The sequence below is a fragment of the Pseudomonas sp. 32A genome, from assembly GCF_052682255.1.
Genome location: NZ_JBQYLY010000001.1, coordinates 2,731,700 through 2,744,231, shown reverse-complemented (window position 1 = coordinate 2,744,231; position 12,532 = coordinate 2,731,700). Strand labels below are relative to the sequence as shown.

At 55.2% G+C, this 12,532-nt stretch carries 6 protein-coding genes, 2 tRNA genes and 2 rRNA genes; 6 read left to right on the top strand and 4 right to left on the bottom strand.

The features are described from left to right. Positions 1 to 133: 133 nt before the first annotated feature. The 4 genes from ACUN0G_RS12435 to ACUN0G_RS12420 form a co-directional block, all read right to left on the bottom strand. Positions 134 to 1,570 carry an NAD(P)(+) transhydrogenase (Re/Si-specific) subunit beta gene (locus ACUN0G_RS12435; RefSeq protein WP_003214748.1) on the bottom strand — a complete coding sequence of 479 codons (1,437 nt, stop codon included), beginning with the start codon at positions 1,568 to 1,570 and terminating at the stop codon, positions 134 to 136. Then, complete coding sequence (locus ACUN0G_RS12430; protein ID WP_003170836.1) at positions 1,567 to 1,890, bottom strand: NAD(P) transhydrogenase subunit alpha; 324 nt, start codon at positions 1,888 to 1,890, stop codon at positions 1,567 to 1,569. Before ACUN0G_RS12430 ends, ACUN0G_RS12435 begins: the two co-directional genes overlap by 4 nt. Positions 1,891 to 1,905: 15 nt before the next feature. Then, positions 1,906 to 3,027 carry a Re/Si-specific NAD(P)(+) transhydrogenase subunit alpha gene (locus ACUN0G_RS12425; protein WP_421525450.1) on the bottom strand — a complete coding sequence of 374 codons (1,122 nt, stop codon included), beginning with the start codon at positions 3,025 to 3,027 and terminating at the stop codon, positions 1,906 to 1,908. 446 nt (positions 3,028 to 3,473) lie between these two features. Further along, positions 3,474 to 4,373, bottom strand: coding sequence for a LysR family transcriptional regulator (locus ACUN0G_RS12420; protein ID WP_445573558.1), 900 nt, complete (start codon positions 4,371 to 4,373; stop codon positions 3,474 to 3,476). Between the two features lie 157 nt (positions 4,374 to 4,530). On the opposite strand from ACUN0G_RS12420, the gene ACUN0G_RS12415 reads away from it, so the two are divergent. The 6 genes from ACUN0G_RS12415 (at position 4,531) to ACUN0G_RS12390 (ending at position 12,529) form a co-directional block, all read left to right on the top strand. Next, on the top strand, positions 4,531 to 5,712 hold the full coding sequence (locus tag ACUN0G_RS12415; protein ID WP_445573557.1) for an acyl-CoA dehydrogenase: 1,182 nt from the start codon (positions 4,531 to 4,533) through the stop codon (positions 5,710 to 5,712). Between the two features lie 13 nt (positions 5,713 to 5,725). Continuing rightward, positions 5,726 to 6,946, top strand: a complete 1,221-nt coding sequence (locus tag ACUN0G_RS12410) for a CaiB/BaiF CoA transferase family protein (protein WP_445573556.1) — start codon at positions 5,726 to 5,728, stop codon at positions 6,944 to 6,946. 638 nt (positions 6,947 to 7,584) lie between these two features. Then, positions 7,585 to 9,121: ribosomal RNA gene (locus tag ACUN0G_RS12405) — 16S ribosomal RNA — on the top strand. Between the two features lie 82 nt (positions 9,122 to 9,203). Then, positions 9,204 to 9,280 (top strand) — tRNA-Ile (locus ACUN0G_RS12400). 30 nt (positions 9,281 to 9,310) lie between these two features. Beyond that, positions 9,311 to 9,386 (top strand) — tRNA-Ala (locus tag ACUN0G_RS12395). A 249-nt stretch (positions 9,387 to 9,635) separates the two neighbouring features. Next, positions 9,636 to 12,529: ribosomal RNA gene (locus tag ACUN0G_RS12390) — 23S ribosomal RNA — on the top strand. Together the 16S and 23S rRNA genes with 2 tRNA genes alongside form the textbook arrangement of a ribosomal RNA operon. Positions 12,530 to 12,532: the final 3 nt, after the last annotated feature.

Here is a 12,532-nt window from a genome sequence, read left to right as displayed (position 1 = left end):
TTCAAAAAGTTTCGTCCCGCTACCATGGTCGAATGCCAGGCAGCGATTTAGAGCCTTTTGTCGGTTTCTATCCACAATAAAAAACCCCAGCCTACTAAAGGCCAGGGTTTTGGGTATTGCGCTGGCGCAGTGTTTATTCGACGGCCTTGACCATGTCTTCGATGACCTTCTTGGCATCGCCGAAGACCATCATGGTCTTGTCCAGGTAGAACAGTTCGTTGTCCAGGCCGGCATAGCCGCTGGCCATCGAGCGCTTGTTGACGATGATGGTCTTGGCCTTGAACGCTTCGAGGATCGGCATGCCCGCAATGGGCGATTTTGGATCGTTCTTGGCGGCCGGGTTGACCACGTCGTTGGCGCCAAGTACCAGCACCACGTCGGCCTGGCCGAACTCGGAGTTGATGTCTTCCATCTCGAACACCTGGTCGTAAGGCACTTCTGCCTCGGCCAGCAGCACGTTCATGTGGCCAGGCATGCGCCCGGCAACCGGGTGGATCGCGTACTTCACGGTCACGCCGCGGTGAGTCAGTTTCTCGGTCAGCTCTTTCAGCGCATGTTGTGCCCGTGCTACCGCCAGGCCGTAGCCCGGGACGATGATCACGGTGTCGGCGTTGGTCAGCAGGAAGGTCGCGTCGTCAGCCGAACCGGACTTCACCGGGCGCGCTTCTTTCGAACCGGCCGGGCCGGCGGCGTCTGCCGTATTGCCGAAACCGCCGAGCAGCACATTAAAGAAGGAGCGGTTCATCGCCTTGCACATGATGTACGACAGGATCGCGCCGCTTGAACCCACCAGCGAGCCGGCGATGATCAGCATCGAGTTGTTCAGCGAGAAGCCGATACCCGCCGCTGCCCAGCCGGAGTAGCTGTTGAGCATCGAGACGACCACCGGCATATCGGCGCCGCCAATCGGGATGATGATCAGCACGCCCAGCACGAACGCCAGGGCCAGCATCAAGGCGAAGGCGCTGAGGTTGCCGGTGAACATGAAGGCCAGGCCCAGGCCCAGCGTCAACAGGCCCAACACCAGGTTAAGCTTATGCTGACCGCCGAACTGTACCGGTGCGCCCTGGAACAGGCGGAACTTGTACTTGCCCGACAGCTTGCCGAAGGCGATGACCGAGCCGGAGAAGGTAATTGCGCCGATGGCTGCGCCGAGGAACAACTCCAGGCGGTTGCCGGCAGGGATCGAATCCCCCAGGTGTTTGACGATGCCCAAGGATTGCGGCTCGACTACGGCGGCAATCGCAATAAACACCGCAGCCAGGCCGATCATGCTGTGCATGAACGCCACCAGCTCCGGCATCTTGGTCATTTCCACGCGCTTGGCCATGATTGAGCCAGCGGTGCCGCCGACCAGCAGGCCAACGATGACGTAGCCGATGCCGGCAGTCGCCAGCTCGGCGCCGAGCTTATAGATGAGGCCCACAGTGGTGAGCACCGCCAGTGCCATGCCGAGCATGCCGAACAGGTTGCCGCGCCGCGAAGTGGTTGGGTGTGACAAGCCCTTGAGGGCCTGGATAAAGCAGATCGACGCGATCAGGTAGAGCGTCGTGACCAGATTCATGCTCATGACGATGGCGCCTCTTCTTTCACTTTCGGGGCTTTCTTCTTGAACATCTCAAGCATCCTGCGGGTAACCAGGAAGCCACCGAACACGTTGACCGCCGCGAGGGCTACGGCCAGGGTGCCCATGGTCTTGCCCAGCGGTGTCACGGTGAGTGCGGCTGCCAGCATGGCGCCGACGATCACGATCGCCGAAATCGCGTTGGTCACGGCCATCAGCGGGGTATGCAAGGCCGGGGTGACGTTCCAGACCACGTGATAACCGACATAAATCGCCAGCACGAAGATGATCAGGTTGTAGATACCGGGGGAGATAAGCTCTTCCATCGTCTGAATCCCTGCTTAGGCGTTTTTGCGGATGACTTGGCCGTCGCGGCACATCAGGCACGCGGCGACGATGTCGTCTTCGAGGTTGATTTCAAACTGCCCTTCCTTGGTGAAGACCAGCTTCAGGAAGTCCAGCAGGTTGCGTGCGTACAGCGCTGAGGCGTCGGCTGCGACGGCGCCTGCCAGGTTGGTCGGGCCGCAGATGGTCACGCCGTTTTCCACGACCACCTGGTCTGCCACGGTCAGCGGGCAGTTACCGCCTTGGGCTGCGGCGAGGTCGATGACCACCGATCCTGGCTTCATCTGTGCGACGGTCTCGGCGCTGAGCAGGGTCGGTGCCTTGCGGCCCGGGATCAATGCGGTGGTGATGACGATGTCGGCCTGCTTGGCGCGCTCATGCACGGCCAGGGCCTGACGTTGCATCCAGCTTGTTGGCATCGGGCGTGCGTAGCCGCCAACACCGACGGCGCATTCACGCTCTTCGTCGGTTTCGTAGGGCACGTCGACGAACTTGGCGCCCAGGGATTCGATCTGTTCCTTTACGGCCGGACGCACGTCGGACGCTTCGATGACTGCGCCCAGACGTTTTGCAGTAGCGATCGCCTGCAGTCCCGCTACGCCTGCGCCGAGAATCAACACGCGGGCGGCTTTCACCGTACCGGCTGCGGTCATCAGCATTGGCATAAAGCGCGGGTAGTGATGGGCGGCGAGCAATACAGCCTTGTAGCCGGCGATGTTGGCTTGGGAAGACAGCACATCCAGGCTCTGCGCGCGGGAGGTACGCGGCGCGGCCTCAAGAGCAAAGGCCGTGACGCCATGCTCGGCCAGCCGGGTAATGGTTTCGTTGCTGAACGGATTGAGCATGCCCACCAGCACGGCGCCGCTTTTGATCAGCGTCAGTTCGCTGTCATTGGGGGCGACCACCTTGAGGATCAACTCGGCGCCGAATGCATCACTGGCGTTGCCAATGGTTGCGCCTGCCGCTTCATAGGCACTGTCGACGACACTGGCATTGATGCCTGCCCCGCTTTGCACAGTGACCTTGTGGCCCTGGCCGATCAGCTTCTTGATGGTTTCCGGGGTGGCAGCCACCCGCGTTTCACCGGTCTGGGTTTCGAGAGGAACACCAATGTGCACGTCAAATCTCCTGCATGATCTTTTTGCATTGATTTTGTAAAAAGGCCAGTGCACCGCAAGAGGCACATCTGGGCGGCCGATCAGCACGATCCCGCTGAAACACAGCGGGGCGCGGCATTTTGCAGGCGAACTTTACGGCCTTCAAGAGATTATGACGGGTGACGAAAAATTAACTACAAGTCACCCCGTGACCGATTGTCGCAACGCTTGGTTATAAAGCCTTAAAATACAGGTGGTTAAAGGGATTAAGCTGAAGCCAGAGCCTTTTTCAATGACCGATGTGAATGGCTGTGTATCGCTGGAGCTTTATGGCTACAGGCCAATATAAACATGGCCTGAAGGCTTATTTATGGATAAAAGGTACGGTCTTCTAAATTGCGACATATATATACATATGTAGGTATTTTTATTATTTGACTACAGGGTCAGTTAATTGCCGTTCCCCTTTAAATGTTGGGGTTATAGCGTTGTGACTGATCAATCAGCCAGTCTCTGAATGCGTGGAGAGAAGCAGATTCGACTTTCCTCTCGGGAATCATCAGGTAGTAAGCCTTTGAGCTGGCCAATTTCTGAGGGCTGGCAATCACCAGGTGCCCTTCGCTCAGTTCTCTCTGAATAAGGAACGGTGGGATCAGTGCAATGCCCATGTCGTGTATGGCTGCCTGGGACAACATGGAGAATAGCTCGTAACGCGGCCCTGTCATGTCGCGGGGTATGTCCAGCTGTTGCGCGTTGAACCACTGGCGCCAGGCGTAGGGTCGTGTGGTTTGCTGCAGAAGAGGCAGTTCGGCGATCTCCTGCGCGGTGAAGTGCATGCGCTCACCCAGCAAGCGAGGGCTGCACACTGGGAGTGGGTTTTCTCCCATCAGTTTGTGGGATTCGGTACCGGACCAGTCGGCATCGCCAAAGTAGATCGCGGCATCAAACTCCGTATCGGCGAACAGGAAAGGTCGTGTGCGGTTGGTGAGGTTGACGGTGACTTCGGGGTGTTGGCGCTGGAAGTCCTTGAGGCGCGGGATCAGCCATTGGGTGCCGAACGTTGGGACCACCGCCAGTTCGATAACGTTGGTGCCCTGCTGGCCCATGACCGACAAGGTGTCGCGCTCGACCGCGTCCAGCTGTGTAGCCACCCGGCGGCTGTAGGAAAGCCCGGCTTCTGTCAGTTTTACGCCGCGGCGCGAGCGCCGAAACAGCTCGACACTCAAAAATTCCTCGAGGCTGGCGATCTGTCGGCAGATTGCGCCTTGGGTGATTGAAAGCTCCTGCGCAGCCTTGGTAAAGCTCTCGTGGCGGGCTGCTGCTTCAAAACTGACCAGAGCTGTGGTGCTGGGAATCTTTCTGCGCATGTACCGTAGTCTCACAAGTAAAGAGCATCTATAACGCTTATGGATGTTACGGAGTGAGAAATTAGCACAAGGCTATGCAAAAACCTCGTTTGCCCTCTTCGCCTGCCCGGCCTAGGCTCCATGCACGACTTTTGATTTATTTCGCGAGGACTCACTCATGGGCGGTAAGGCAAGCTTCAACTGGATCGATCCACTGCTGCTGGATTCACAGCTCACCGAAGAAGAACGCATGGTGCGCGACAGTGCCGAGCGGTTCGCTCAGGACAAGCTGGCGCCGCGTGTGCTCGAAGCCTTCCGCCACGAAAAGACGGACCCTGCGATCTTCCGCGAGATGGGTGAGACCGGCCTGCTGGGGGCGATGATTCCAGAGCAGTACGGTGGCAGCGGCTTGAACTACGTCAGCTATGGCCTGATCGCACGTGAGGTCGAGCGTGTGGACTCCGGCTACCGTTCGATGATGAGTGTGCAGTCCTCGCTGGTGATGGTGCCTATCAATGAGTTCGGCACCGAAGCGCAAAAGCAGAAATACCTGCCAAAACTGGCCTCTGGCGAATGGATTGGCTGCTTTGGTCTGACCGAGCCTAACCATGGTTCCGACCCGGGCGCGATGATTACTCGTGCGCGTAAGGTGGATGGCGGCTACAGCCTCACCGGCAGCAAGATGTGGATCACCAACAGCCCGATTGCCGATGTGTTCGTGGTGTGGGGTAAGGACGACGCTGGCGACATCCGTGGCTTCGTTCTGGAGAAGGGTTGGAAAGGCCTGAGTGCTCCGGCGATTCACGGTAAGGTCGGGCTGCGCGCGTCGATCACCGGTGAAATCGTCATGGACAACGTGTTTGTGCCTGAAGAAAACATCTTCCCGGATGTGCGTGGCCTGAAAGGACCGTTCACTTGCCTTAACTCGGCACGCTATGGGATCTCGTGGGGGGCGCTGGGCGCTGCGGAGTTCTGCTGGCATACCGCGCGTCAGTACACCCTTGATCGTCAGCAGTTCGGGCGACCATTGGCGGCTACCCAGTTGATCCAGAAGAAGCTGGCAGACATGCAGACTGAGATCACCCTCGCCCTTCAAGGTTGCCTGCGGTTGGGTCGTATGAAGGATGAAGGCACTGCGGCTGTGGAAATCACCTCGATCATGAAGCGCAACTCGTGTGGTAAGTCCCTCGACATTGCCCGGATGGCGCGTGACATGCTCGGTGGGAATGGCATCTCCGATGAGTTCGGCATCGCCCGTCACTTGGTCAACCTTGAGGTGGTAAACACCTATGAGGGCACCCACGACGTGCATGCGCTGATCCTGGGGCGCGCGCAAACCGGTATTCAGGCGTTCTATTAATAGGAGGACGACCATGGGCGCGCTATCGCACCTGCGGGTACTGGATTTGTCGCGAGTGCTGGCGGGCCCATGGGCCGGGCAGATACTGGCGGACCTTGGCGCTGAAGTGATCAAGGTCGAGCGGCCCGGCAACGGCGACGATACTCGTGCCTGGGGGCCGCCCTTCCTTAAAGATGCCTATGGGGAGAACACCACAGAGGCGGCGTATTACCTGTCGGCCAATCGCAATAAGGAGTCGGTGACGATCGACTTCACGCGGCCGGAAGGTCAGAAGCTGGTGCGTGACCTGGCGGCAAAGTCCGACATTCTGATCGAGAATTTTAAGGTGGGGGGCTTGGCCACCTATGGGTTGGACTATGAGTCGCTCAAGGAGATCAATCCGGAGTTGATCTACTGCTCTATTACCGGGTTTGGTCAGACCGGGCCCTATGCGACACGGGCGGGCTACGACTTCATGATCCAGGGGCTTGGCGGGCTGATGAGTCTGACTGGTCGTCCGGAGGGTGAAGATGGCGCAGGGCCGGTCAAGGTGGGTGTAGCGCTGACGGATATCCTTACGGGGCTCTATTCAACGGTCGCGATTCTGGCTGCCATGGCTCACCGGGATCATGACGGCGGTGGTCAGCATATCGATATGGCGCTGCTGGATGTACAGGTGGCTTGTCTGGCCAATCAGGCGATGAACTACCTGACGACGGGAGTCTCTCCCAAGCGTTTGGGTAACGCTCATCCGAATATCGTGCCGTATCAGGATTTTCCTACGGCGGATGGCGACTTCATTCTCACTGTGGGTAACGATGGGCAGTTCCGTAAGTTTGCCGAGGTGGCTGGGCAGCCCCAGTGGGCGGATGATCCTCGGTTTGCCACTAATAAGCTGCGAGTGGCCAATAGGGCGACGCTGATCCCGTTGATTCGTCAGGCTACCGTGTTCAAGACCACTGCTGAATGGGTGGCCCAGTTGGAGCGAGTAGGTGTGCCATGCGGCCCTATCAATGACCTGGCACAGGTGTTTGCCGATCCTCAGGTAAAGGCGCGCGGGTTAGCAATGCAGTTGCCTCATGCGTTGGCGGGGGTGGTGCCCCAGGTGGCTAGTCCTATGCGCTTGTCCAAGACGCCTGTTGAATACCGCAGTGCGCCTCCTCTATTGGGTGAGCATACTTATCAGGTGCTGCAGCAAGTGCTCGGTTTGACGCCGGCGAGTGTGTCGGCGTTAAGGGAGGCTGGGGTCATCTGAAGCTTCTCTCTATAGAGGGCTTCTGTGGCCCTCTTTATAGAGGGGGAATTGGTCGGTTTTTAGTCAAAATTGTCTATTTGATAGAAATCCTGAATTAAGGGTTGACGGCAGATTCTGGAAGTCTATAATTCGCCCCACTTCCGGCGCAGTCGAAACGGAAAACTCCTTGGTAAACAAAGGGTTATGTAGGTTTCGACAGCGAGCTGCTTCAGATCATCGAGGCCCAGAAGGAGTTAGTAAGGCAGTGTTGTTTAGCTCTATTAACGGTTCGATCTTCTCGGTCGAAAGCGGAGAAAAAGAGGTGTTGACAGCAGCGTGTAACGCTGTAGAATTCGCCTCCCGCTAACGAGAGATCGGAAGCGCAAGTGGTTGAAGTTACAAAGGAAACTTTGAAAACTTCTTAAAAAAACCGCTTGACAGCAACAGGGGCTGCTGTAGAATGCGCGCCTCGGTTGAGACGAAAGATCTTAACCAACCGCTCTTTAACAACTGAATCAAGCAATTCGTGTGGGTGCTTGTGGAGTCAGACTGATAGTCAACAAGATTATCAGCATCACAAGTTACTCCGCGAGAAATCAAAGATGTAACCAACGATTGCTGAGCCAAGTTTAGGGTTTCTTAAAAACCCAAAGATGTTTGAACTGAAGAGTTTGATCATGGCTCAGATTGAACGCTGGCGGCAGGCCTAACACATGCAAGTCGAGCGGTAGAGAGAAGCTTGCTTCTCTTGAGAGCGGCGGACGGGTGAGTAATGCCTAGGAATCTGCCTGGTAGTGGGGGATAACGTTCGGAAACGGACGCTAATACCGCATACGTCCTACGGGAGAAAGCAGGGGACCTTCGGGCCTTGCGCTATCAGATGAGCCTAGGTCGGATTAGCTAGTTGGTGGGGTAATGGCTCACCAAGGCGACGATCCGTAACTGGTCTGAGAGGATGATCAGTCACACTGGAACTGAGACACGGTCCAGACTCCTACGGGAGGCAGCAGTGGGGAATATTGGACAATGGGCGAAAGCCTGATCCAGCCATGCCGCGTGTGTGAAGAAGGTCTTCGGATTGTAAAGCACTTTAAGTTGGGAGGAAGGGCAGTAAATTAATACTTTGCTGTTTTGACGTTACCGACAGAATAAGCACCGGCTAACTCTGTGCCAGCAGCCGCGGTAATACAGAGGGTGCAAGCGTTAATCGGAATTACTGGGCGTAAAGCGCGCGTAGGTGGTTCGTTAAGTTGGATGTGAAATCCCCGGGCTCAACCTGGGAACTGCATTCAAAACTGACGAGCTAGAGTATGGTAGAGGGTGGTGGAATTTCCTGTGTAGCGGTGAAATGCGTAGATATAGGAAGGAACACCAGTGGCGAAGGCGACCACCTGGACTGATACTGACACTGAGGTGCGAAAGCGTGGGGAGCAAACAGGATTAGATACCCTGGTAGTCCACGCCGTAAACGATGTCAACTAGCCGTTGGGAGCCTTGAGCTCTTAGTGGCGCAGCTAACGCATTAAGTTGACCGCCTGGGGAGTACGGCCGCAAGGTTAAAACTCAAATGAATTGACGGGGGCCCGCACAAGCGGTGGAGCATGTGGTTTAATTCGAAGCAACGCGAAGAACCTTACCAGGCCTTGACATCCAATGAACTTTCTAGAGATAGATTGGTGCCTTCGGGAACATTGAGACAGGTGCTGCATGGCTGTCGTCAGCTCGTGTCGTGAGATGTTGGGTTAAGTCCCGTAACGAGCGCAACCCTTGTCCTTAGTTACCAGCACGTAATGGTGGGCACTCTAAGGAGACTGCCGGTGACAAACCGGAGGAAGGTGGGGATGACGTCAAGTCATCATGGCCCTTACGGCCTGGGCTACACACGTGCTACAATGGTCGGTACAGAGGGTTGCCAAGCCGCGAGGTGGAGCTAATCCCAGAAAACCGATCGTAGTCCGGATCGCAGTCTGCAACTCGACTGCGTGAAGTCGGAATCGCTAGTAATCGCGAATCAGAATGTCGCGGTGAATACGTTCCCGGGCCTTGTACACACCGCCCGTCACACCATGGGAGTGGGTTGCACCAGAAGTAGCTAGTCTAACCTTCGGGAGGACGGTTACCACGGTGTGATTCATGACTGGGGTGAAGTCGTAACAAGGTAGCCGTAGGGGAACCTGCGGCTGGATCACCTCCTTAATCGACGACATCAGCTGCTCCATAAGTTCCCACACGAATTGCTTGATTCATTGAAGAAGACGATAAGAAGCAGCCCGAAATTGGGTCTGTAGCTCAGTTGGTTAGAGCGCACCCCTGATAAGGGTGAGGTCGGCAGTTCGAATCTGCCCAGACCCACCAATTTTGTGTGGGAAACGCCTGTAGAAATACGGGGCCATAGCTCAGCTGGGAGAGCGCCTGCCTTGCACGCAGGAGGTCAACGGTTCGATCCCGTTTGGCTCCACCACTACTGCTTCTACGTTATGAAAGCTTAGAAATGAGCATTCCATTGTTATGATGGTGAATGTTGATTTCTAGTCTTTGATTAGATCGTTCTTTAAAAATTTGGGTATGTGATAGAAAGATAGACTGAGCGTTACTTTCACTGGTAACGGATCAGGCTAAGGTAAAATTTGTGAGTTGCTCTTTATGAGCAAGAATCGAATTTTCGGCGAATGTCGTCTTCACAGTATAACCAGATTGCTTGGGGTTATATGGTCAAGTGAAGAAGCGCATACGGTGGATGCCTTGGCAGTCAGAGGCGATGAAAGACGTGGTAGCCTGCGAAAAGCTTCGGGGAGTCGGCAAACAGACTTTGATCCGGAGATGTCTGAATGGGGGAACCCAGCCATCATAAGATGGTTACCTTACACTGAATACATAGGTGTATGGAGCGAACCAGGGGAACTGAAACATCTAAGTACCCTGAGGAAAAGAAATCAACCGAGATTCCCTTAGTAGTGGCGAGCGAACGGGGACTAGCCCTTAAGTGGCTTTGAGATTAGCGGAACGCTCTGGAAAGTGCGGCCATAGTGGGTGATAGCCCTGTACGCGAAAATCTCTTAGTCATGAAATCGAGTAGGACGGAGCACGAGAAACTTTGTCTGAATATGGGGGGACCATCCTCCAAGGCTAAATACTACTGACTGACCGATAGTGAACTAGTACCGTGAGGGAAAGGCGAAAAGAACCCCGGAGAGGGGAGTGAAATAGATCCTGAAACCGTATGCGTACAAGCAGTGGGAGCAGACTTTGTTCTGTGACTGCGTACCTTTTGTATAATGGGTCAGCGACTTATTTTCAGTGGCGAGCTTAACCGAATAGGGGAGGCGTAGCGAAAGCGAGTCTTAATAGGGCGTCTAGTCGCTGGGAATAGACCCGAAACCGGGCGATCTATCCATGGGCAGGTTGAAGGTTGGGTAACACTAACTGGAGGACCGAACCGACTACCGTTGAAAAGTTAGCGGATGACCTGTGGATCGGAGTGAAAGGCTAATCAAGCTCGGAGATAGCTGGTTCTCCTCGAAAGCTATTTAGGTAGCGCCTCATGTATCACTGTAGGGGGTAGAGCACTGTTTCGGCTAGGGGGTCATCCCGACTTACCAAACCGATGCAAACTCCGAATACCTACAAGTGCCGAGCATGGGAGACACACGGCGGGTGCTAACGTCCGTCGTGAAAAGGGAAACAACCCAGACCGTCAGCTAAGGTCCCAAAGTTATGGTTAAGTGGGAAACGATGTGGGAAGGCTTAGACAGCTAGGAGGTTGGCTTAGAAGCAGCCACCCTTTAAAGAAAGCGTAATAGCTCACTAGTCGAGTCGGCCTGCGCGGAAGATGTAACGGGGCTCAAACCATACACCGAAGCTACGGGTATCATCTTCGGATGATGCGGTAGAGGAGCGTTCTGTAAGCCTGTGAAGGTGAGTTGAGAAGCTTGCTGGAGGTATCAGAAGTGCGAATGCTGACATGAGTAACGATAATGGGTGTGAAAAACACCCACGCCGAAAGACCAAGGTTTCCTGCGCAACGTTAATCGACGCAGGGTTAGTCGGTCCCTAAGGCGAGGCTGAAAAGCGTAGTCGATGGAAAACAGGTTAATATTCCTGTACTTCTGGTTATTGCGATGGAGGGACGGAGAAGGCTAGGCCAGCTTGGCGTTGGTTGTCCAAGTTTAAGGTGGTAGGCTGGAATCTTAGGTAAATCCGGGATTCTAAGGCCGAGAGCTGATGACGAGTTAACTTTTAGTTAACGAAGTGGTTGATGCCATGCTTCCAAGAAAAGCTTCTAAGCTTCAGGTAACCAGGAACCGTACCCCAAACCGACACAGGTGGTTGGGTAGAGAATACCAAGGCGCTTGAGAGAACTCGGGTGAAGGAACTAGGCAAAATGGCACCGTAACTTCGGGAGAAGGTGCGCCGGTGAGGGTGAAGGACTTGCTCCGTAAGCTCATGCCGGTCGAAGATACCAGGCCGCTGCGACTGTTTATTAAAAACACAGCACTCTGCAAACACGAAAGTGGACGTATAGGGTGTGACGCCTGCCCGGTGCCGGAAGGTTAATTGATGGGGTTAGCTAACGCGAAGCTCTTGATCGAAGCCCCGGTAAACGGCGGCCGTAACTATAACGGTCCTAAGGTAGCGAAATTCCTTGTCGGGTAAGTTCCGACCTGCACGAATGGCGTAACGATGGCGGCGCTGTCTCCACCCGAGACTCAGTGAAATTGAAATCGCTGTGAAGATGCAGTGTATCCGCGGCTAGACGGAAAGACCCCGTGAACCTTTACTATAGCTTTGCACTGGACTTTGAATTTGCTTGTGTAGGATAGGTGGGAGGCTTTGAAGCGTGGACGCCAGTTCGCGTGGAGCCAACCTTGAAATACCACCCTGGCAACTTTGAGGTTCTAACTCAGGTCCGTTATCCGGATCGAGGACAGTGTATGGTGGGTAGTTTGACTGGGGCGGTCTCCTCCTAAAGAGTAACGGAGGAGTACGAAGGTGCGCTCAGACCGGTCGGAAATCGGTCGTAGAGTATAAAGGCAAAAGCGCGCTTGACTGCGAGACAGACACGTCGAGCAGGTACGAAAGTAGGTCTTAGTGATCCGGTGGTTCTGTATGGAAGGGCCATCGCTCAACGGATAAAAGGTACTCCGGGGATAACAGGCTGATACCGCCCAAGAGTTCATATCGACGGCGGTGTTTGGCACCTCGATGTCGGCTCATCACATCCTGGGGCTGAAGCCGGTCCCAAGGGTATGGCTGTTCGCCATTTAAAGTGGTACGCGAGCTGGGTTTAGAACGTCGTGAGACAGTTCGGTCCCTATCTGCCGTGGACGTTTGAGATTTGAGAGGGGCTGCTCCTAGTACGAGAGGACCGGAGTGGACGAACCTCTGGTGTTCCGGTTGTCACGCCAGTGGCATTGCCGGGTAGCTATGTTCGGAATAGATAACCGCTGAAAGCATCTAAGCGGGAAACTAGCCTCAAGATGAGATCTCACTGGAACCTTGAGTTCCCTGAAGGGCCGTCGAAGACTACGACGTTGATAGGTTGGGTGTGTAAGCGCTGTGAGGCGTTGAGCTAACCAATACTAATTGCCCGTGAGGCTTGACCATATA